The organism is Halomonas sp. 11-S5, from assembly GCF_029889825.1.
Taxonomy (GTDB): Bacteria; Pseudomonadota; Gammaproteobacteria; order Pseudomonadales; family Halomonadaceae; genus Halomonas.
In genome coordinates, this window is record NZ_JARANW010000002.1 from 207,031 (window position 1) to 226,438 (window position 19,408).

The window sequence follows — 19,408 nt, forward strand, 5'->3', positions numbered from 1 at the left end:
TGAAGCCAGGCTTCATTTCGTATCCCTGATAACAGAACAACCCCATGGATTCATGGGGTTGTTCCGCTTCAAGCTTACGGCTTACGGCTCCGGGCGTAGCCCGGTCGGCTAGTTCACCTGATAGCGGTTGAGGCGATTGCGCCGCTCGAACTCCTGGACCCGCTGGCGGGCGAACCCCACGGTCTGGGCGGTCATCACGCTCTGGTTCTCGTCCTTCAGCTCGCCGCCGAGGTGGCGGACGATGACCATGGCGGTCTCGACCATCGCCTCGAAGGCGGCCGCGGTATCACTGGCGCCCGGCAGCGGCATCAGCAGGGTGATGCCCTGGGTGCGGAAGTCGTCCATGGCCTCGATGGGGAAGGTCCCCGGCTTGACCACGTTGACCATGGAGAACTGCAGGCGGCTCTCGGGATCCTCGGTCTCGAAGCGATGGAAGATGCCCATGTCGCGGCCATAGCGCAGCCCGCAGGCCAGCATCAGGTCGAGCAATGCCGTCCCGGAGAAGCCCTCCTCGTCCCGGGACATCACGCTGATGACGATGATCTCGTCGGCCTGGCTCAGGGTCTCACGGGCATGCTCGGCGTTGACGTCATGGCGAAGGGCCCGTTCCAGCACCGGGTGGGTACGCACCACGTCGTCGCGCGGGGCCACGTCGTCCCTCGCGGTCTCGACCGGTGCCTCCTCGGACGCCTGCCGCGGGTGGTGGGCGGGGGTGAAGAGCGGGTCATCGTCATCGGCAAAGGCCACCGTCTCGGCCTCCAGGCGACGCCGCTCGGCCTCCCGGACGGCCTTCTCGTCCTCGGCCTGCTGGCGACACGCCGCCTCGCGAGCGGCGTTCTCAGCGCGCTGCTGCTCGCGGCGAACCTTCTCGCTGCGCTTGTGCTCACGCCGCTCGGTGAGGCTCTTCTGCAGGGAGGCCCCGAAGCGCTGCATGGAGGAGCCGACCCGCTTGGAGCCGCTCTTGAAGGAATCGCCCATGCCCTCGAGGTCCACCAGGCGATAGTGCTCCTCGTCGGCGTAGGTGTCGTGATCCTCGGGGTCGGCCGCCAGGGGCTGGGTATCCTGCCGTGCTGCAGCGGACTCCATGGGCTTATCATCCAGGCCATCCAGGCTCGAGAGCCCCGGCTCGCGGCGCTCGTCGGCCTCGGGGTAGAGACCCGTCGGCTCCTGATCCGCCGCCGGCGCCGTCACCGGGCCCCCGGCGGGACGGGCGACGCTCGGCTCTTGCTCGCCGGCCGGCTGGGGGCCCGATGCCTCGGGGCCGTCGGCATGCCGCCGGAACTCCGCCAGCACCCGCGAGGGGCCGGGGTGCTCCTGACGCTGCAGCTTGGGCTTGGATTGTACCCCCCGGTCGTCCGCCGGCCTGATGACCCGCGCCCCTCCGTTGGGCAGCTCCCAGTTGATTTCGGCCGCGCGGGCCGCGGCTTCAGGGTCCTCGTCGTTCCCCGTGGGGCCACGCTCGTCACGGTCCGCAGAGACCTGGTCGAGACGTGGAACACGACGCTGACGCTGCAGGCGACGCACACCATCGATGACGATGAGGGTCACCAGCGCCAGCCCTAGTAAGATCAGCCACTCTCTTAGTTCCATGGGTCGTCATGCCTTTTGCTAAGGCGCCATGCCTGATGGTTGTCCGTCAACAGCATAGCGCGATTGCCAAAAAAAGGGCCACTTTTTTTATTTGTCAAGCTCGGCATTTTGCTGCCGTAACCCGACCGGACCCTTCGCAATCGCCCTTAAGGTTCCCCGTGCTTCCGTGCAATGCAGTATTCATTGTCTTCCTTGTTAACCCGTTTGCCGTTCACGTTCAAGCCCATCAGGCCTCGGCCAGGGCCGCGGCCTCCTCGACGCCGACCGACACCAGGCGTGACACCCCGGGCTCCTGCATGGTCACCCCCATCAAGCGTTCCGATGCCTCCATGGCGATCTTGTTGTGGGTGATGTAGATGAACTGGACGGTGTCGGACATCTCCTTCACCAGCTTCGCGTAGCGTCCCACATTGGCATCATCCAGCGGGGCATCCACCTCGTCGAGCATGCAGAAGGGCGCCGGATTGAGCTGGAAGATGGCAAATACCATCGACAGCGCGGTGAGCGCCTTTTCCCCACCGGAGAGCAGGTGAATGGTGGTGTTCTTCTTGCCGGGGGGGCGCGCCATGATGGCCACCCCGGATTCCAGCAAATCCTCGCCGGTCAGGGTCAACCACGCGGTTCCCCCACCGAATACCCGCGGGAAAAGCACCTGCAGGCCGGCATTGACTCGCTCGAAGGTGTCGCGGAATCGTGTCCGGGTTTCCTGGTCGATACGCCGGATGGCCCGGTCCAGGGTCTCCAGCGCCTCGCTCAGCTCGGCATGCTGGGCCTCCAGGTAGTCGCGCCGTTCGGCCTGCTGGTCGTACTCCTCGATGGCCGCCAGGTTGATGGCCCCCAGCCGGCGGACGCGCTCGCCGACCTCCTCCAGCCGGGTCTGCCAGGCGGACTCGGTGGCATTGGGATCAAGGGACTCGGACAGGCTCGCGGCGTCGTGGTTCAGCTCGGCGAGCTGCTCGTCCTGGGCCTCGGCCTTGAGGGAGAGGGCCTGGGCCTGCATGCGCGACTCCTGGAGACGCTCGCGAATGCCCTCGAGGCTGCGCTCGTGGCCCTGGCGGGCCTGCTCATCCTCGCGCAGCCGCTCGACCAGTTCGGCGGCCCGGGCACGGGTCTCGTTGAGCACCCGCTCCTCGCGCTCGCGGCGCTCCAAGAGCTCGTCGAGCCGCTCGCGACGCTCCTCGTCGGGTTCATGGAGGCCTTCGCGCGCCTCCTCGAGCTCGGCACAGCGCAACTCGAGGCGCTCGCGCGCCTCGCCGGCGCGGCCCAGCTGCTCGGCCAGCCCGCTGCGTTCGGTGGCGGTCCGCTCCTGCTCCAGGGCCAGGCGCTGGGCCTGCTCGGCCAGGGGACGCTGCCGTGCGCGCAGCGCGGCCAGCGTCTCGCGGGCCTCGCGACGTTCCCGCTCGAGCCGCTCGCGGGTCTCGGCCCCCTCCTCCAGCCGCGCCATCGCCGCCTGCCACTGCTCGCGTGACTCCTCGAGGGCCAACAGGGCCTCCTCGCGGGATTCGGCCAGGCCCTCGAGCTCCTCGGCGAGTTCGGCGGCGCGCCCTTCCAGGTGCTCGAGCCGGCTGGCCAGCCCGCTCTCCTCCACGGCCAGCTGCTGGCGCTGCTGCTCGAGCTCGCGCTCTTCGAGTCGCGCCTGCTCCAGGTCCGCCTCGGCCTGCTCGACGCGGGCCGCGGCCTCCTCGAGGTGACGGTCCTGGTCGGCGAGGCGGGCTTCCACCCCGGCCAGCTCATCGCGCACCTCCGCCTCGCGGCGACGGCTGACCAGCAGGGCATCCGGGCCGTTGCCGGCGCCACGATGGCGCACCCAGCCGGCCCCCAGCCAGAGGCCATCGGGGCTAATCAGGCTCTCGCCGGCCGCCAGGCCCTCGCGGGCCGCCCAGGCCGCCTCGCGGTCCTCGACGCAACGGATTCCGGCCAGCCACTGGCCGGCCGCCCCGGCCCCACGCACCCGGGCCGCCAGGCTGCCGGCCGGGGCAGGCGACACCTCGGCCTCGAGCAGGCCGAGTTCGGCGTCCGGCGGCGAGGCCAGGGCCTCGCGGGCGCCGGGCAGCGACACCAGCCGCGCCCGCAGCCAGGGCGCCAGCACCCAGGAGACCGCCTCCTCCCAGCCGGGCTCGACCTCGAGGGCCTCGCCGAGACGCGGCTGCTGACCCAGGCCGTGCGCGGTCAGGTGCGCATCCAGCGCCTCGTCGTGATCGGCCAGGGCCGCCTGGATCAGCGCCTCCAGCGAGGCCAGCTCGCCCTGCAGGGTGCTGCGCCGCTGGCGGTCGGCCTCGCGGGCCGCCTCGGTCTCCCGCACCAGCTCCCGGGCGCCATCGCGGCTGGCCTGGTGCTCGCCGCGGCGCGCCTCGAGCTCGGCCAGGCGCTCCTCGAGCTCGGCATGGCGTTCGGCCAGTTCGCGGCGCTGCTCGCCCAGGCCGGCGATGTCGGGCAGTTCCTCGTGCTGCTGGCGGCGGCGGCGCTCGTCGGCGGCCAGGCGCTCGAGCCGACTCTCCAGGTCGCGCAGCCGGTCCTGGGCGCGCTCCGCCTCGCGGCTCTGTTCCTGCCAGCGCTCGCCGAAGCTCTCCCAGGCGGCCTCGGCCTCCTCGGCCCGAGGCTCGGCCTCCTCCAGGGCGGCCTCCAGCTCGGCGAGCTGTTCCGCCACCTCCTCCTGTTCCGGCCCCAGGGTCGCGAGGTGCTCGTCCAGGCGAGCCAGGCGCGCGTCGTCGTCGTCACCGAGGCGGGCGAGCTCGGAAAGCTCGCGGCGCGCGGCCTCGAGATCGCGGGCCAGCTGCTGGTCCCGGGAGCGGGTGTGCTCCAGGTCCTGCTCCAGGCGGGCGATGGCGGTGGTGGTCTCGAAGAAGCTCGCTTGCCGGCCGTCGAGCTCCTCGGCGAGGCGGTCATGCTCGGCGCGGGCCTCCTCCAGGCGGCTCTCGGCCTGGCGCATGCCCAGCACCTCGCGCTCCACGGCGGTCTCCAGCTCGCGAACGCGGGACTCCTCCTCGGTCTGGCTGGCACGCAGGGCGCGACCGCGCAGCAGCGCCAGCTCGCCCTTGAGGCGATGCTCCTCCTGCTTGAGGGTCTGGTAGCGACGCGCCGCCTCGGCCTGGCGATTGAGCCGCTCGAGCTGCTTGTCGAGCTCCTCGCGGATGTCCTCCAGGCGCTCCAGGTTCTCCTGGGTGCGCCGCATGCGGTTCTCGGTCTCGCGGCGTCGCTCCTTGTACTTGGAGATGCCGGCGGCCTCCTCGAGGGTCGAGCGCAGTTCCTCGGGGCGCGCCTCGATCAGCCGCGAGATCATGCCCTGGCCGATGAGGGCATAGGAGCGCGGCCCCAGGCCGGTGCCCAGGAACAGATCCGCGATGTCACGGCGGCGGCACTTCTGGCCGTTGAAGAAGTAGCTGGACTGGGCGTCGCGGGTGACCTGGCGCTTGACGGCGATCTCGGCGTACTGGGCATAGACGCCGCCCATGGCGCCGTCACGGTTGTCGAAGAGCAGCTCGATGGAGGCCAGCCCCACCGGCTTGCGGCCAGTGGAGCCGTTGAAGATGACGTCGGTCATCGATTCGCCGCGCAGGGTCTTGGCCGAGGATTCGCCCATGACCCAGCGCACCGCATCGATGATGTTGGACTTGCCGCAGCCGTTGGGCCCCACGATGGCGGTCATGTTGCCGTCGAAGGGCACGGTGACCGGGTCGACGAAGGACTTGAACCCGGCCAGGCGGATCGACGTCAGGCGCATGGGCTTACTCGACGACCCGGTCGATCACTACCTCGACGGGCTCGCCATCGGTGTCGCCCACCGTCACCCCCTCGAGGGTCCCGAGCAGGTCGCCGGGCCGGGGCGTGGCCTGGCCACTCGCCGAGACACGGACCCTCAGTCGCGCCTGGTCCACCTGGGAGATCCGCGCCTGGGGGGACATGGAACGGCCATCATCGAGCACCACGGTGGTCGGCAGCTCGCCCAGCCGGGCCCGGACCACGGCCAGCGGCGGCAGCTCCCCTGCGAGGTCCCGCGCCACCACGAAGACGGTGGCGTCGTCGTCGAGTCGCCCGGCGAGGTCATCTGCCAGGCGAACCCTGACGGTGATGCCGGGCCCCTCGGCGACGGTCTGCTCGGCCTCGTCCGGCGCGATCCCCAGGCGCTGCTGGGCGACGCGGATGCCCTGGCGCAGGGCGTCGGCGGTATCGGGGTCCTCCATGCCGGCGATGGCCCGGCGCCACTGGTCGATGGCGGCATCAAAGTCGCCCGTCTCGAAGGCCTCGACGCCGAGCATGCCGAGCAGCGTCGGCTGGGCGGGGTCCATCGCCAACACCTCGTCGACCAGCGCCTGGACCTCAGCGGTCATCTCACGGCCGGCGGCGAAGTAGCGGATCTGGGCGAGCTCGGCCAGCAGCCAGGGCTGGCGCCCCTCGAGCTCGACCAGCCGTTCCAGGGTGCGAATGGCCGCGTCGCTGCGGCCGCTGTCACGGTAGAGCGGGAACAGTGCCCGCCAGACGTTGGGATTGTCGGGCTGGCGGGCGGCCTGCTCCTCGAGCCGCTCGATCAGCATCGGCAACGAGGCCTCGGGGTCGTTCATCACCTGCTGCTGGACCGTATAGAGGGTGAGGTCGCCCTCCGCCCCCTCCTGGAGGTACCAGGTGAGGCTGGCCAGCACCACGGCCACCATGACGACCGGCACCGCCAGCTTGCCGGACGCGGCCGGCTTCAGCGGCGCGCGCGCCAGGCGCTCGGTATCCTCGAGCAGGCTGCGCTCGAGCTCCAGGCGATCCTCCTCGAAGCGCGACTGGTCGATGTCGCCCCGCTCCAGGGCCGCCTCCAGCGAGGCCAGCCGGCGGCGGTAGATGGCCAGGTTCTGGTCGGTCGTGCGGTCGTTGGCCTCGACGTCACGCTGGGCGGCACGCACGGAGGCGGCACGCCGCAGGGGGGCCACCAGCAGCCACAGGGCCGGCAGCAGCAGGACGGCAAGGGCGATCCATAGCAGGGTCATTGGGTCCTCTCGCGTTTGATCAGGGCATCCAGGCGCGCGCGCTCCTCGGCGCTCAGATCGCGGACCGAGGTGCGCCGACGGGCGCGCACCATGAGCACCACCACCAGGGCGCCCAGCAGCACCAGGCCCGCGGGGAGCCCCCACAACAGCAGGGTGCGTCCCTCAAGGCGCGGGTTATAGAGCACATAGTCACCGAAGCGGTTGACCATGAAGTCGAGGATCTCCTTGTCGGAGCGGCCGTCCTGGAGCTGGAGATAGACCCGTTCTCGCATGTCGCCGGCGATGGGCGAATCGGAGTCACCGATGGCCTGGTTCTCGCATTTGGGGCAACGCAGGGTCGCGGTGAGGTCGCGATAGCGCTGTTCGGTGACCGGGTCATCGAACTCGCGCACCTCCACCGCCGCCTGGCCCAGGATGGGCCACAGCAGGACGGCACACAGCAGCAGTCGGGGGATCAGCGCCATCTTTCCACCTCCGGCAGTATCGTCTTGCGCACGTCCTCCGGCCGGATATAGCCGGTATGGTGGTAGCGGATAATGCCGTCGCGGTCGACCAGGAAGGTCTCCGGGGCACCGTAGACGCCCAGGTCGAAGCCCAGGCTGCCCTCGGGGTCGAAGATGTTGACCTCGAAGGGGTTGCCGAACTCGGTGAGGAACTCACGTCCCTTATCCCGGGTGTCCTTGTAGTCGACCCCCACCAGGCGCACGCCGCGCTCGGCGAGGTCGAGCAGCTGCGGCATCTCCTGCTTGCAGGTCGGGCACCACTCGCCCCAGACGTTGACCAGAGTGACCTCGCCCTCGAGCAGCGAGGCATCCACCACCCGCTCGGGATCCTCGAGGGTGGTGAGCTCGAAGGCTGGGAACTCCCTCGCCATCAGCGCCGAATCTCGCTCGAAGGGATTGATCGACAGCCCCATGTAGAGGAAGGCACCGAGCACCAGGAAGCCGACCAACGGCAGCAGCAGCAGCAGGCGTCGCTTCATGTGGTGGCCTCCCGGGGCTCGGCGACTACCGCGCGTTCCGGGTCGCGGGCCTTCACGCTGCGCCGATAACGCCGGTCCGCCACGGCCAGCAATCCGCCGGTGGCCATCAGCAGGGCCCCCAGCCACAGCCAGCGCACGAAGGGCTTGACCTGCAGGCGCATGGCCCAGCTGCCGTCCCCCAGGTCCTCGCCCATGGCCACGTAGAGGTCACGGAACAGGCCGGGGCTCAGCGCGACCTGGGTCATCGGCATGCCCCGAGCGATATAGAGGCGCTTCTCGGGGGTCATGGTGAAGCGGCGCCGGCTGTCGCCGCGACGCACCTCGATCTCGGCGGCGTCCGCCAGGTAGTTGGGCCCCCGCCGATTGGTGAGCTCGGTCATGGTGAAGGTGTAGCCGGCCACCTCGACACTGTCGCCTACGCCCATGCGCACGTTGCGCTCGATGGCGTAGTTGGAGACCACGGTGACGCCGATGATGGTCACCGCGATGCCCAGGTGGCCCAGCACCATGCCCCAGTAGGCAAGCGACAGCCGCTTGATGCCGGCCAGGCGGCCGGCAGAGTGGCGGGACCTGGCCCAGAAGTCGCGAGCCATGGGCAACACGATCCACAGCGCCACCGCCACCCCCAGGCTCACCTTGAGGTTCCACTCCCCGCGATAGAGCAGCGGTGCAACCGCACCGATCACCAGGGCCGCCAGGCCGGCGAGCCAGCTGCGCCGGAAGAGGTCGCGGGGCGAGGTATCCTTCCAGCGCGACAGGGGGCCCAGGCCCATGAACAGGCAGAGCGCCACCGTCAACGGCACGAAGAGGGCGTTGAAGTAGGGCGGGCCGACGCTGATCTTGCCCAGGTTCAGGGCATCGAGCAGCAGCGGATAGACCGTGCCGAGCAGCACCGTGACGGTCATGATCACCAGCAGGATGTTATTGATCAGCAGCAGGGCGTCACGCGACAGCCAGCCGAAGCCCACCCGCTGGCTGACCCGCGGTGCGCGCAGCGCGAACAACAGCAGCGACAGCCCCACGGTGATGCCCAGCAACGCCAGGATGAACAGCCCGCGGGCGGGGTCGTTGGCGAAGGCATGCACCGAGGTGAGAACGCCCGAGCGCACCAGGAAGGTGCCCATCAGTGACAGCGAGAAGGTGAAGATCGCCAGCAGCACCGTCCAGCTCTTGAAGGTCCCCCGCTTCTCGGTCACCGCCAGCGAGTGGATCAGCGCCGTGCCGGCCAGCCACGGCAACAGCGAGGCATTCTCGACCGGGTCCCAGAACCACCAGCCGCCCCAGCCCAGCTCGTAGTAGGCCCACCAGCTGCCCAAGGCGATGCCCACGGTGAGGAAGGCCCAGGCGATGTTGGTCCAGGGCCGCGCCCAACGGGTCCAGGCCGCATCCAGGCGCCCCTCCAGCAGGGCGGCGATGGCGAAGGCGAAGACCACCGAGAAGCCCACGTAGCCCATGTAGAGCATCGGCGGGTGGACGATCAAACCGAAGTCCTGCAGCAGCGGATTGAGGTCGGCGCCATCCTGGGGGACGTTGGGCAGCAGCCGCTCGAAGGGGTTGGAGGTGATCAGCACAAAGGCCAGGAAGCCGACGCTGACCAGCCCCATGACGCCCAGTACCCGGGCCAGCATGTCGCGGGGCAGTCGCTTGGAAAGGTGAGCGACGGCGAAGGTCCAGCCCGCCAGGATCAGGCTCCACAGCAACACCGAGCCCTCGTGATTGCCCCACACGGCGCTGGCCTTGTAGTACCAGGGCAGCATCGAGTTGGAGTTGTTGGCCACGTTGGCCACGCTGAAATCATCCAGCAGGTAACTGGCGGTCAGGCAAAGATAGGCAATGCCCAGAAACAGGAACTGTCCAGTGGCCATGGGACGCGCGTAGGCCATCCACAGCGGGCGACGGGTGGCCGCCCCGGCGAGTGGCATCACCGCCTGGACCAGGGCCATCAGCAGGGCAATGATCAGGGCGTAGTGGCCGATTTCGGGGATCATCAGGGTCTGCATGGGTACTCCGGGTCAGTTCTGGCTGGCGCCGTCATCCTGCGCGTCCAGCCGCTCGGGCGCCTTGGCCTGGTAGTCCTCCGGCGAGTAGCCGGCCTCCTCCAGGGCCTGGGCCACCTCGGGGGGCATGTAGTTCTCGTCGTGACGCGCCAGCACCTGGTCGGCCCGCAGCCAGCCATCCTGCTGGAGCTCGCCGACCACCACCACGCCCTGCCCCTCGCGGAACAGGTCGGGCAGGATGCCGCTATAGCGCACCTCGAGGTCATCGACATAATCGGTGACGGTGAACGTCACCTCGAGACTCTGCTTGTCGCGATCCACCGAGCCCTCCTTGACCATGCCGCCAGCGCGGAGCTGGCGTTCCAGGGGAGCATCCCCGGCGGCGATCTGTACCGGGCTGAAGAAGAGGTTGATGTTGCTGCGCAGGGCATAGAGGGTCAGGCCCACGGCGATGGCGACCAGCGAGACCAGCCCCAGGATCACGAACAGCTTCTGCTTGCGTTTAGCTCTCACGGGCGCGGCCCTCTTGATGTGAAATCGGCGGTGCGGCGGCGCCCGAGGCGCCGTGGTATTGCGCGCGACGCGCCCGGCGCCGCAGGTCGCGCAACAGCGCTCGACGCTCGGCGCGGGCGTGAATGACCACCCCCACCAGCAGCAGCCCGGTGACGCCCCAGGCCGCCCAGACGTAGACGCCATGGCCGCCCATGGCCAGGAAGGCCGACAGGGAGTCGAACGCCATCAGCTCACCTCCTCGGCCAGCTCACGCACCCAGCGCTTGCTCGCTTCGCGACGCAGGATCTCGCTGCGGGTGCGCATCAGGGTCACCGCAATGAAGAAGCAGTAGAAGCCCAGCACCATGATCAGCAGCGGGGCCCACATCTCCAACGGCATGGCCGGGCGCGAGGTGACGCTGAAGGTGGCCGGCTGGTGCAGGGTGTACCACCAGTCCACCGAGTACTTGATGATAGGGATGTTGATTACGCCGACCATGGCCAGCACCGAGGCGGCCCGAGAGGCGCTGTCGCGGCTGGTGAAGGCGCCGCGCAGGGCAATGACGCCGAAGTAGAGGAACAGCAGGATGAGCATCGAGGTCAGGCGCGCGTCCCACATCCACCAGGTGCCCCAGGTCGGCACGCCCCACACCGCGCCGGAGAACAGCGCCACGAAAGTCATGGCAGCGCCCAGCGGGGCCATCATCGCCGCCGCCATGTCGGCGATCTTGATCTTCCAGACCATGAAGATGAAGCCGGCCACCGCCATGCTGACGAAGATCGACTGAGCCAGGAAGGCCGCCGGCACGTGCACGTAGATGATGCGGAAACTGTTGCCCTGCTGGTAGTCCGCCGGGGCGAAGGCCAGTCCCCAGGCGCTACCGACCAGGATCAGCACCACCGCCGCCGCCCAGAACCAGGGCGAGAGCCGCGCGCTGATGCCATAGAACCACTTGGGGGATCCGAGCTTGTGTATGAAGGCCCACATGCCGATTGTCGTCCTCAACCGTTGATACTGATGCGCAGTGACGCCGCGATCGCCCAGGGGGCGAGGCTCAGCGCCACTGCCAGGAGCGCACCCAGGATGGCCAGATGCGCCGAGACGCCATCGCCGAGGATGGCCGCCTGCACGGCCCCGGCGCCGAAGATCAGCACCGGGATATAGAGAGGCAGCACCAGCAGCGAGAGCAGCACGCCACCCCGCGAGAGCCCCACGGTCAGCGCCGCCCCGATGGCGCCGATCAGGCTCAGGCTGGCAGTGCCCAGCGCCAGCGACAGCGACAGCACCGCATAGCTGCCTGCCGGCAGCGACAGCATGATGCCCAGCAGCGGCGCCATCAGCGCCAGCGGCAGGCCGGTCAGCAGCCAGTGCACCGCTACCTTGGCGAGCGCCAACGCCGGCAGCGGCTGGGGCGAGAGCAGCAGCTGCTCCAGGGAGCCGTCGTCATAGTCGCTGCGAAACAGGCTATCCAGGGAGAGCAGCGCCGCGAGCAGGGCCGCCACCCACAGCAGGCCCGGGGCGATGGTCGCCAGCAGCTCCGGGTCCGGCGAGATGCCGATCGGGAACAGGGTGATCACCAGGGCGAAGAACACCAGCGGGTTGAGCACCTCGCTGCGCCGGCGCATCATCAGCACCAGGTCACGCTTCAGCGTCGCTCGAATTGCGACCCCGGCACCGCCCTCGGGTTCCCGGAACAGCGGCATGTCACCCGGCTCCTGCGCCAGGCGTGACTCAGCGTGCGGCATCGTCGCCCCCCTGCCCCAGCCGGATGCGCCGCAACGCAGGAGAATCGGCCAGTTCGTGGTGGGTGGTGACCAGCACGCAGCCGCCACGCCGGGCATGAGCCGCCAGGCGCCCCTCGAGGGCCGCCACGCCGTCGCGGTCGATGGCGGTGAAGGGCTCGTCGAGCACCCAGAGCGCACGCGGGATCAGCTCCAGCCGGGCCAGGGCCACCCGGCGCTGCTGGCCGGCAGAGAGCTGGCCGGCGGGCAGGTCCTCGAAGCCGGCGAGCCCCACGGCCGCGAGTGCCGCGAAGCGCGCGGCCTCGTCATCGGGCTCGCCCGCCAGGGCCTGGTACCAGGCCAGGTTCTCCAGTGGCGTCAGCGCCGCCTTGACCCCCGGCGCATGGCCCAGGTAGAGCAGGTTGGCCAGGAAGTCCTGGCGCGAGCGCCGCATGGGGTGGTCGTTCCAGTAGAGCTCACCCTGGAAGTCAGCCAGCTGCCCGGACAGGATCTTCAGCAGGGTGGTCTTGCCGCTGCCGTTGGGGCCTTCCACACGCACGATCTCGCCGGCATGAATGTCCAGATCCAGGTCTCGGAACAGCCAGCGATCGTCCCGCTCACAGGCCAGCTTTCGGGCTTGCAGACGCAGGCTCAAGGCACTCTCCCGGCATGGGGTATTTCGCTCGGAACTCTACACGGAAAGGGCCCTGGCTACCAGTCGAGCCGGCTGCGTCAGCCGGTCGCACTTGCCCTGGATCACGCCTTGCGTGGACCGCCATCCCTTGCCAGATTCCGGTCCGCTGCTATGCTCGTGAAACACTGTACGTATCGACAGTCATTGACGACAGGGGAAACATCGCATGCCCAACGTCACACCGCAGTACCTGGAGCGCCGCCCCAACCTCCCGCTCGCCCAGGCCTGGGCGGCCATCGCGGCCGACGACCTGACCGAGATCCCGCTGCTCGGCCGCGTCTCGGCGGGAATGCCCATCGAGGCCTGCCCCGAGGCCGGCTGCATCCAGGTGCCCACGCGCATGGTGCGTCGCAACACCTATGCCCTGCGAGTACGCGGTGACTCGATGGTCGATTGCAACATCTTCGACGGGGATGTGATCATCATCGAGCGCCGCGAGAGTGCCGAGAACGGCGAGACCGCCGTGGTGATGATCAACGACCAGGAGGTCACCCTGAAGAAGCTCTACATCGAAAAGTCAGGCGTGCGCCTGCAGCCGGCCAACGAGCGCATGGCCCCCATCTACCTGCGCAACGACGACATCCAGGTGATCGGCCTGGTGATGGGCGTGGTACGCCAGGTGGAGCTGGCCGCCTGATGCGCTATGCCGTCCCCGACGTTCCTGCGGGACGCTGGCAGGAGAGCGAACTGGAAGTGGAGAAGAGCCGCTTCATCACCTGGATCTGCCATGCGCCGGACACGACCGCCTTCGCGGCGATGCTGGCCGAAGCACGCCGCACCCACCCCAACGCCAGCCACCACTGCAGTGCCTTCATCGCCGGCCCGCCCGGCGAGCAGACCGCCATCGGCTTCTCCGACGACGGCGAGCCCGGCGGCACCGCCGGGCGCCCCATGTTCCAGGTACTGGAGGGCGCCGGCCTCGGCCAGGTCGGCTGTGTGGTCACGCGCTACTTCGGCGGCACCAAGCTCGGCACCGGCGGCCTGGCGCGCGCCTACTCCCGCGCCGTGGCCGAAGGCCTGGAGGCCCTGCCGCGCCGCGCGGTGGTCGAGCGCACCCCGCTGCGCCTGCGGGTCGACTTCGCCGGCGAGGCCGAGGCCCGCGCCTGGCTGGCCGAACAGGACGTCCCGGTCGAGCAGGCCGACTACGGCGCCGACGGGGTGGACCTCACCGTGGGCTGGCCCAGCGACGCCCCCGACGACCTGAGCGCCCTCGAGGCACGCCTGCGGGGAAGGCTGGCACGACTGGACGATCGACCCCACCACGACGAACGGCGCCCGTAGGCGCCGTTACGGGTCAACGGGGTCCTGCCGATCACCCCAGGTACTTGATCATCACCCCGGCGGCCACCGCCGAGCCGATCACCCCGGCCACGTTGGGCCCCATGGCGTGCATCAGCAGGAAGTTGTGGGGGTTGGACTCCAGCCCCACCTTGTTGGAGACCCTTGCTGCCATGGGTACCGCCGAGACCCCCGCCGAGCCGATCAGCGGGTTGATCGGCATGCGACTCACCGCATTCATCAGCTTGGCCATCAGGATCCCGCAGGCAGTGCCGATGGCGAAGGCCACCATGCCCAGCGCCAGGATCCCCAGGGTCTCCACGGCCAGGAAGCGGTCGGCCATCAGTTTGGAGCCCACCGAGAGGCCGAGGAAGATGGTCACGATGTTGATCAGCGCGTTCTGAGCGGTGTCGGAGAGCCGCTCCACCACCCCGCACTCGCGCATCAGGTTGCCGAAGCAGAACATCCCCAGCAGCGGTGCGGCATCCGGCAGGAAGAGCACCACCAGGATCAGCAGCGCCAGCGGAAAGACGATCTTCTCGAGCTTCGACACCGGCCGCAGCTGGGTCATGACGATCTCGCGTTCCCGCTTCGAGGTCAGCGCCTTCATGATCGGTGGCTGAATCAGCGGTACCAGCGCCATGTAGGAGTAGGAGGCCACGGCGATGGCGCCCAACAGCTCCGGGGCCAGGATACTCGACACATAGATCGAGGTGGGGCCGTCGGCGCCGCCGATGATGCCGATGGCGGCGGCCTGGTTGAGCGAGAAGTCCATCCAGCCCATGGCCGACATGCCCACCGCGCCGAGCAGGGTGGCGAAGATGCCGAACTGCGCCGCCGCGCCCAGGAACAGGGTCCGGGGATTGGCCAGCAGCGGCCCGAAGTCGGTCATCGCCCCCACGCCCATGAAGATCACCAGCGGGGCGATGCCCGAGGCGATCGCCACGCTGTAGAACTGGTAGAGCATGCCGTGGGCGAAGCCGGCGTCCATGGCCATGTCGTTGGCGGCCCGCAGCAGCGCCGGCGAGACGTCGCCATGCAGGACCTCGGTCAGGGTATGGCGCCAGGCGTCGATGCCGGCGGCCGGGTCGAGGCCGAGCTGCAGGGTCGCGGCCATCTGCTCGAGCAGCGCCGGCCGCGCCAGGTGCGCCGCCTGCTCGGCCGCCGACAGGGCGAGGCCCGCCTCGGGAATGTTGGCCAGGATGCCGCCGAAGCCGATCGGCACCAGCAGCAACGGCTCGAACTTCTTGGCCATGGCCAGCCACAGCAGCAGCAGCCCGACCAGCACCATCACCGCCTGGCCGAGGCTCAGGTTGTAGAGCCCCGAGCCGGTCCAGAGTGTCAGTATCTTCTCCGTCATGGGTACCTTCCTCAGAGCTCGATCAGGACATCACCGACGACGACGCTGTCGCCCTCGCTGACATTGACGGAGGAGACGGTGCCGGCAGCGGTGGCGCGCACCTCGGTCTCCATCTTCATGGCCTCGAGGATGATCACCACGTCGCCCTCCTCGACGCTGTCGCCCTGGCGCACGTTGACCTTGAAGATGTTGCCGGCGAGCGGCGCGGTGATCGCCTCGCCGGACGGCGCGGCGGGCTCGCTCGCGGCCGGCGCGCTGCCGCCCTGCTCGGCCACCTGGCCGACCTCGCCGCCTTCGGCGACCTCGACCACGTACTGCTTGCCATTGACCTTGACGGTATAGGTCTCGGGGCCGGCCGGGGCCGCGCCCTGGGTCGCCGGCGCCCTGGCCTCGGCCCCGCCTTTCTGTGGAGAGGCCGGCAGGCTGGCGTCGGACGTCTCTTTACCAGGAGCCTGGGGCGCCGGCTCGAAGGCATCCGGGTTGTCGCGGTTCTTGAGGAACTTCAGGCCGATCTGCGGGAAGAGCGCATAGGTCAGCACGTCGTCGATCTCGCGCTCGCCCTCGGCCAGGCGGATGCCCTCGGCCTTGGCCTTTTCCTTGAGCTCGGCGGCCAGCTTGTCCATCTCGGGGCTGAGGTTGTCGGCCGGGCGACAGGTGATCGGCTCGCCCCCCTCCAGCACACGCGCCTGCAGCTCCTTGTTGAACGGCGCCGGGGCGGCACCGTACTCGCCCTTGAGCAGCGCCTGGACCTCCTTGGAGATCGACTTGTATCGGCTGCCCATCATCACGTTCATCACCGCCTGGGTGCCAACGATCTGCGAGGTCGGGGTGACCAGCGGAATGAAGCCCAGGTCCTCGCGCACCCGTGGGATCTCCTGGAGCACGTCGTCGAGCTTGTCGCCGGCGCCCTGCTCCTTGAGCTGGCCTTCCATGTTGGTGAGCATGCCGCCCGGCACCTGGGCGATCAGGATGCGCGAGTCGATACCCTTGAGCGAGCCCTCGAAGGCGGCGTACTTCTTGCGCACCTCGCGGAAGTAGGCGGCGATCCCCTCGAGCAGCTCGAGGTCCAGGCCGGTGTCCCGCTCGGTGCCCTGGAGGATGGCCACCACCGACTCGGTGGGGCTGTGGCCATAGGTCATGGACATCGAGGAGATGGCAGTATCGACGTTGTCGATGCCCGCCTCGGCGGCCTTTAAGGCAGTGGCGGTGGACATGCCGGTAGTGGCATGGCACTGCATGTGGATGGGGATATCCACGGCGGCCTTGAGCTTGGTGACCAGCTCATAGGCATCATAGGGTTTGAGCAGGCCGGCCATGTCCTTGATGGCCAGAGAGTCGGCGCCCATGGCGGCGATGGTCTTGCCGAGCTCGACCCAGCCGTCCAGCGTGTGCACCGGGCTCACGGTATAGGAGAGCGTACCCTGGGCATGGCCCTCGACCTTGCGTACCGCCTGGATGGCCCGCTCCAGGTTGCGCGGGTCGTTCATGGCATCGAAGACGCGAAACACGTCGACGCCGTTGGCCTTGGCCCGTTCGACGAACTTATCCACCACGTCATCGGCGTAGTGGCGATAGCCGAGCAGGTTCTGGCCACGCAGCAGCATCTGCTGGGGGGTGTTGGGCATGGCCGCCTTCAACGCCCGTATCCGCTCCCACGGATCTTCGCCGAGGTAGCGGATACAGGCGTCGAAGGTGGCCCCGCCCCAGGACTCCAGCGACCAGAAGCCGACGCGGTCGAGCTTCTCGGCGATGGGCAGCATGTCATCGAGGCGCATGCGGGTGGCGAACAGCGACTGGTGGGCATCGCGCAGGACGACATCGGTGATGCCAAGTGGGCGTGTCTTGTCAGTCATGGTCGTGACCTTGTCGTTATGGATGGAAGGGGAAAGGGGGAGCGGCCGCCTCAGCGGCGGTGGCGGCGGCGATAGCGATGCACCGCGGTGCTAATGGCGACCATCACGTCATCGCCCTGGCTCGCCTGGGCTCTAGCCCCGCCCCGTGCCGGCGCCTCGGGCGCGACGGGCTCGGGGAAGAAGCGACCGATGGCCTTGGACATCAGCGTCGTGACGATCACCAGCACGGTAAGAAAAACAAAGACGAAGCCCATGCCGAGGCCCATCAGGGCAAGCCCCTCGTTGAGCAGCTGTGTGTCCTGCATGCGAATTCTCCTGTTTTTTGCGCTTAGTTTGCCTCGATCTTACGAGAAAACCCGGCTTGCGCATTTTTTAGGATGCTATAACCTGCCACATCCCCGACAGATTGCAATGGCGTCATGGTGGAAGCCATCGTTGTTAATTTACTACATAATGGACGGATCGGCCTAGCGCCCATGGAAGGGGTCATCGATGCGGTGACCCGCGACCTCCTGACCCGCACCCCCGGTTTCGACTGGGGGGTGACCGAATTCGTGCGCGTGGTGGACGCCTGCCTGCCGCCTCGCGTCTTCCACCGGCACTGCCCGGAACTGGCGCGCCCTGGCGTCACCACGCCGAGCGGCGTCCCCGTGCAGCTGCAACTGCTGGGCGCCGATCCCGAGGCCCTCGCGGCCAATGCCCGCCAAGCCCTGCGACTCGGCGCCACCGGCCTGGATCTCAATTTCGGCTGTCCGGCCAAGCTGGTCAACCGTCACGATGGTGGCGCCTCGCTGCTGCGTGACCCGCGACGGGTCCATGCCGCCGTATTGGCGGTGTCACGGGCCGTGGGCGACGAGATCCCGGTGACGGCCAAGATCCGCCTGGGCTTCTCCGATCGTCGCCTGGCCCTGGCCTGCGCCCTGGCCACCCAGGACGCCGGTGCCCAGCGGCTGGTGGTCCACGGCCGCACCCGCGACGAGGGATACCGCCCGCCTGCCCACTGGGAGTGGATCGGCCGCATCCACCAGCGCCTCTCCATCCCGGTGGTCGCCAACGGCGACATCTGGACCCTGGAGGACTACTGGAAGGCCCGCACCCTCTCCGGGTGTCGCGACGTGATGCTCGGCCGCGGCGCCCTGGCCGACCCCTGGCTGGCGGCGCGCATCCGCCATTGGCAGGCGACGGGCGAGCGATTGCCCGGCACGCCCTGGCGGGCCCGCGCGCAGATCCTCGCCGATTTTGCTGCATTGCAGCGTAGCACACTTCCTGAGCGTGTCGTCACGGCCCTGATCAAGCAGTGGCTCAACCATATGCGCCAGCGCGACGATGAGGCGGCTCGCCGCTTCCAGGCGGTGAAGCGGCTACGCGAGCTGGACGCCCTGCTCGCCGGCCTCGAGCCCCCTGCTGCCGCCACCTGGCCGCCTCTGAGCGTTCGCGCCGAGACGGCCTGAGGGCGGGGACACCGGAGGGCGACAGGCGCCCACAAAAAAGAGACGCTCGTCGCATCACGACGGCGCCTCAAACGATCGCCGGGCCGGCACGCGAGGAACGCCGACCCGGCTAGCAGAAGGCCGGAACCCGAGACACCGGTGAAACCTCGGAACAGCGGGTCCGGAAAGCAGAAGACCCGCCCTCGCAGTGAGGACGGGTCGATATCTGGCGCGCCCGGGAGGATTCGAACCTCCGACCACCTGATTCGTAGTCAGGTACTCTATCCAGCTGAGCTACGGGCGCGTAAGGCAACGAGCAGAGTCATTGCAGGGATGGGCCAGGCAGCATGCCGCTGATCACATCCGGTGTGAAGATGGCGCGCCCGGGAGGATTCGAACCTCCGACCACCTGATTCGTAGTCAGGTACTCTATCCAGCTGAGCTACGGGCGCTTGACCTTCGCGTGACGACGATGGCGGAGAGGGAGGGATTCGAACCCTCGAAGAGGCTATAAACCCCTTACTCCCTTAGCAGGGGAGCGCCTTCAGCCACTCGGCCACCTCTCCCTCATCGGCACGGTGCGTATCCTACCGTTTTAGAAGGCCATTGTCCAGCGACCCGGGCGATTTTTCGCCATGACCCCGCGATGGCGCTCCCGCCTCGAGCACCCGGCCGCGTGCTAGTCATCGCTCTCGAGGCCGGAATCGGCCTTCTCGCGCTGGATGCGCTGGTAGATCTCCTCGCGATGCACGGCGACATCCTTGGGGGCATTGACGCCGATGCGGACCTGATTGCCCTTGACGCCAAGGACGGTCACGGTGATGTCGTCACCGATCATCAGGGTTTCGCCGACACGGCGGGTCAGGATGAGCATGACTGATCTCCTTCTCAGACTTCTGGCTACGGGATGCTCGCCGGCAGGGACGACGAAGTTACATTGTGCGACATGTCGTCGTCCCTGACCAATGGCGCCGACCCATGAGACGCCCGCGTCACGTTGAAAGGAAGCCCTGTGGCACGGGTGTCGCGGTCTTCCCTACA

General features: G+C 68.6%; 18 protein-coding genes and 3 tRNA genes. 3 read left to right on the forward strand and 18 right to left on the reverse strand.

Annotation, left to right across the window (positions count from 1 at the left end; translation table 11 throughout):
• Positions 1-108: 108 nt before the first annotated feature.
• From zipA to ccmA, 11 genes are all read right to left on the reverse strand, one after another.
• On the reverse strand, positions 109-1,590 hold the full coding sequence (gene zipA / locus OP497_RS02505; protein ID WP_280546265.1) for a cell division protein ZipA: 1,482 nt from the start codon (positions 1,588-1,590) through the stop codon (positions 109-111).
• Positions 1,591-1,816: 226 nt separating this feature from the next.
• On the reverse strand, positions 1,817-5,311 hold the full coding sequence (smc, locus tag OP497_RS02510; RefSeq protein WP_280546267.1) for a chromosome segregation protein SMC: 3,495 nt from the start codon (positions 5,309-5,311) through the stop codon (positions 1,817-1,819).
• Positions 5,312-5,315: 4 nt separating this feature from the next.
• Positions 5,316-6,560, reverse strand: a complete 1,245-nt coding sequence (gene ccmI / locus OP497_RS02515; RefSeq protein WP_280546268.1) for a c-type cytochrome biogenesis protein CcmI — start codon at positions 6,558-6,560, stop codon at positions 5,316-5,318.
• Complete coding sequence (locus OP497_RS02520) at positions 6,557-7,024, reverse strand: cytochrome c-type biogenesis protein (protein ID WP_280546269.1); 468 nt, start codon at positions 7,022-7,024, stop codon at positions 6,557-6,559. The genes ccmI and OP497_RS02520 overlap by 4 nt, the downstream gene beginning before the upstream one ends.
• Positions 7,015-7,542: a DsbE family thiol:disulfide interchange protein gene (locus OP497_RS02525; protein ID WP_280546270.1), complete on the reverse strand. Its 528-nt coding sequence runs from the start codon at positions 7,540-7,542 to the stop codon at positions 7,015-7,017. The genes OP497_RS02520 and OP497_RS02525 overlap by 10 nt, the downstream gene beginning before the upstream one ends.
• Complete coding sequence (locus OP497_RS02530; RefSeq protein ID WP_280546271.1) at positions 7,539-9,542, reverse strand: heme lyase CcmF/NrfE family subunit; 2,004 nt, start codon at positions 9,540-9,542, stop codon at positions 7,539-7,541. Before OP497_RS02530 ends, OP497_RS02525 begins: the two co-directional genes overlap by 4 nt.
• 12 nt (positions 9,543-9,554) lie before the next feature.
• Positions 9,555-10,052 (reverse strand): cytochrome c maturation protein CcmE, encoded by a 498-nt coding sequence (gene ccmE / locus OP497_RS02535; RefSeq protein WP_280546273.1) that lies wholly within the window; start codon positions 10,050-10,052, stop codon positions 9,555-9,557.
• The gene (gene ccmD / locus OP497_RS02540) at positions 10,042-10,278 is read right to left on the reverse strand and encodes a heme exporter protein CcmD (protein ID WP_280546275.1); all 237 of its coding nucleotides are present in this window, start codon (positions 10,276-10,278) and stop codon (positions 10,042-10,044) included. The genes ccmE and ccmD overlap by 11 nt, the downstream gene beginning before the upstream one ends.
• The gene (locus OP497_RS02545; protein WP_280546276.1) at positions 10,278-11,018 is read right to left on the reverse strand and encodes a heme ABC transporter permease; all 741 of its coding nucleotides are present in this window, start codon (positions 11,016-11,018) and stop codon (positions 10,278-10,280) included. The genes ccmD and OP497_RS02545 overlap by 1 nt, the downstream gene beginning before the upstream one ends.
• Before the next feature lie 14 nt (positions 11,019-11,032).
• Positions 11,033-11,734, reverse strand: coding sequence for a heme exporter protein CcmB (gene ccmB / locus OP497_RS02550; RefSeq protein ID WP_280546395.1), 702 nt, complete (start codon positions 11,732-11,734; stop codon positions 11,033-11,035).
• Between the two features lie 28 nt (positions 11,735-11,762).
• Entirely contained in the window at positions 11,763-12,407 is a 645-nt protein-coding gene (gene ccmA / locus OP497_RS02555; protein ID WP_280546279.1) for a cytochrome c biogenesis heme-transporting ATPase CcmA, read from the reverse strand.
• A 205-nt stretch (positions 12,408-12,612) separates the two neighbouring features.
• Between ccmA and lexA the strand changes: the two genes are divergently transcribed.
• Entirely contained in the window at positions 12,613-13,083 is a 471-nt protein-coding gene (gene lexA, locus OP497_RS02560) for a transcriptional repressor LexA (RefSeq protein ID WP_280546281.1), read from the forward strand.
• On the forward strand, positions 13,083-13,727 hold the full coding sequence (locus OP497_RS02565; protein ID WP_280546282.1) for a YigZ family protein: 645 nt from the start codon (positions 13,083-13,085) through the stop codon (positions 13,725-13,727). The genes lexA and OP497_RS02565 overlap by 1 nt, the downstream gene beginning before the upstream one ends.
• A gap of 31 nt (positions 13,728-13,758) precedes the next feature.
• Here OP497_RS02565 and OP497_RS02570 read toward each other — a convergent pair whose 3' ends face one another.
• From OP497_RS02570 to OP497_RS02580, 3 genes are read right to left on the reverse strand one after another with little or no spacing between them, the layout of a single operon-like run.
• Positions 13,759-15,084: a sodium ion-translocating decarboxylase subunit beta gene (locus OP497_RS02570; protein WP_280546283.1), complete on the reverse strand. Its 1,326-nt coding sequence runs from the start codon at positions 15,082-15,084 to the stop codon at positions 13,759-13,761.
• 11 nt (positions 15,085-15,095) lie between these two features.
• Positions 15,096-16,937: a sodium-extruding oxaloacetate decarboxylase subunit alpha gene (gene oadA / locus OP497_RS02575; RefSeq protein ID WP_280546284.1), complete on the reverse strand. Its 1,842-nt coding sequence runs from the start codon at positions 16,935-16,937 to the stop codon at positions 15,096-15,098.
• A 50-nt stretch (positions 16,938-16,987) separates the two neighbouring features.
• Positions 16,988-17,242 carry an OadG family transporter subunit gene (locus tag OP497_RS02580; protein WP_280546285.1) on the reverse strand — a complete coding sequence of 85 codons (255 nt, stop codon included), beginning with the start codon at positions 17,240-17,242 and terminating at the stop codon, positions 16,988-16,990.
• A 171-nt stretch (positions 17,243-17,413) separates the two neighbouring features.
• Here OP497_RS02580 and OP497_RS02585 point away from each other — a divergent pair, with 171 nt between their 5' ends.
• On the forward strand, positions 17,414-18,388 hold the full coding sequence (locus OP497_RS02585; RefSeq protein ID WP_280546286.1) for a tRNA-dihydrouridine synthase family protein: 975 nt from the start codon (positions 17,414-17,416) through the stop codon (positions 18,386-18,388).
• Between the two features lie 206 nt (positions 18,389-18,594).
• On the opposite strand, the gene OP497_RS02590 is transcribed toward OP497_RS02585, so the two are convergent.
• From OP497_RS02590 to csrA, 4 genes are all read right to left on the reverse strand, one after another.
• A tRNA-Arg gene (locus OP497_RS02590) sits at positions 18,595-18,671 on the reverse strand.
• A gap of 71 nt (positions 18,672-18,742) precedes the next feature.
• Positions 18,743-18,819 (reverse strand) — tRNA-Arg (locus OP497_RS02595).
• 21 nt (positions 18,820-18,840) lie between these two features.
• Positions 18,841-18,933 (reverse strand) — tRNA-Ser (locus OP497_RS02600).
• 113 nt (positions 18,934-19,046) lie between these two features.
• Positions 19,047-19,241 carry a carbon storage regulator CsrA gene (gene csrA, locus OP497_RS02605; RefSeq protein ID WP_089712664.1) on the reverse strand — a complete coding sequence of 65 codons (195 nt, stop codon included), beginning with the start codon at positions 19,239-19,241 and terminating at the stop codon, positions 19,047-19,049.
• Positions 19,242-19,408: the final 167 nt, after the last annotated feature.

What these genes read in the sequence shown, in the direction of transcription:
- zipA (WP_280546265.1), bottom strand. Translation starts at nt 1,590, where the DNA reads ATGGAACTAAGAGAGTGGCTGATCTTACTAGGGCTGGCGCTGGTGACC.
- smc (WP_280546267.1), bottom strand. Translation starts at nt 5,311, where the DNA reads ATGCGCCTGACGTCGATCCGCCTGGCCGGGTTCAAGTCCTTCGTCGAC.
- ccmI (WP_280546268.1), bottom strand. Translation starts at nt 6,560, where the DNA reads ATGACCCTGCTATGGATCGCCCTTGCCGTCCTGCTGCTGCCGGCCCTG.
- OP497_RS02520 (WP_280546269.1), bottom strand. Translation starts at nt 7,024, where the DNA reads ATGGCGCTGATCCCCCGACTGCTGCTGTGTGCCGTCCTGCTGTGGCCC.
- OP497_RS02525 (WP_280546270.1), bottom strand. Translation starts at nt 7,542, where the DNA reads ATGAAGCGACGCCTGCTGCTGCTGCTGCCGTTGGTCGGCTTCCTGGTG.
- OP497_RS02530 (WP_280546271.1), bottom strand. Translation starts at nt 9,542, where the DNA reads ATGCAGACCCTGATGATCCCCGAAATCGGCCACTACGCCCTGATCATT.
- ccmD (WP_280546275.1), bottom strand. Translation starts at nt 10,278, where the DNA reads ATGGCGTTCGACTCCCTGTCGGCCTTCCTGGCCATGGGCGGCCATGGC.
- OP497_RS02545 (WP_280546276.1), bottom strand. Translation starts at nt 11,018, where the DNA reads ATGTGGGCCTTCATACACAAGCTCGGATCCCCCAAGTGGTTCTATGGC.
- ccmB (WP_280546395.1), bottom strand. Translation starts at nt 11,734, where the DNA reads ATGCCGCTGTTCCGGGAACCCGAGGGCGGTGCCGGGGTCGCAATTCGA.
- lexA (WP_280546281.1), top strand. Translation starts at nt 12,613, where the DNA reads ATGCCCAACGTCACACCGCAGTACCTGGAGCGCCGCCCCAACCTCCCG.
- OP497_RS02565 (WP_280546282.1), top strand. Translation starts at nt 13,083, where the DNA reads ATGCGCTATGCCGTCCCCGACGTTCCTGCGGGACGCTGGCAGGAGAGC.
- OP497_RS02570 (WP_280546283.1), bottom strand. Translation starts at nt 15,084, where the DNA reads ATGACGGAGAAGATACTGACACTCTGGACCGGCTCGGGGCTCTACAAC.
- oadA (WP_280546284.1), bottom strand. Translation starts at nt 16,937, where the DNA reads ATGACTGACAAGACACGCCCACTTGGCATCACCGATGTCGTCCTGCGC.
- OP497_RS02580 (WP_280546285.1), bottom strand. Translation starts at nt 17,242, where the DNA reads ATGCAGGACACACAGCTGCTCAACGAGGGGCTTGCCCTGATGGGCCTC.
- OP497_RS02585 (WP_280546286.1), top strand. Translation starts at nt 17,414, where the DNA reads ATGGAAGGGGTCATCGATGCGGTGACCCGCGACCTCCTGACCCGCACC.
- csrA (WP_089712664.1), bottom strand. Translation starts at nt 19,241, where the DNA reads ATGCTCATCCTGACCCGCCGTGTCGGCGAAACCCTGATGATCGGTGAC.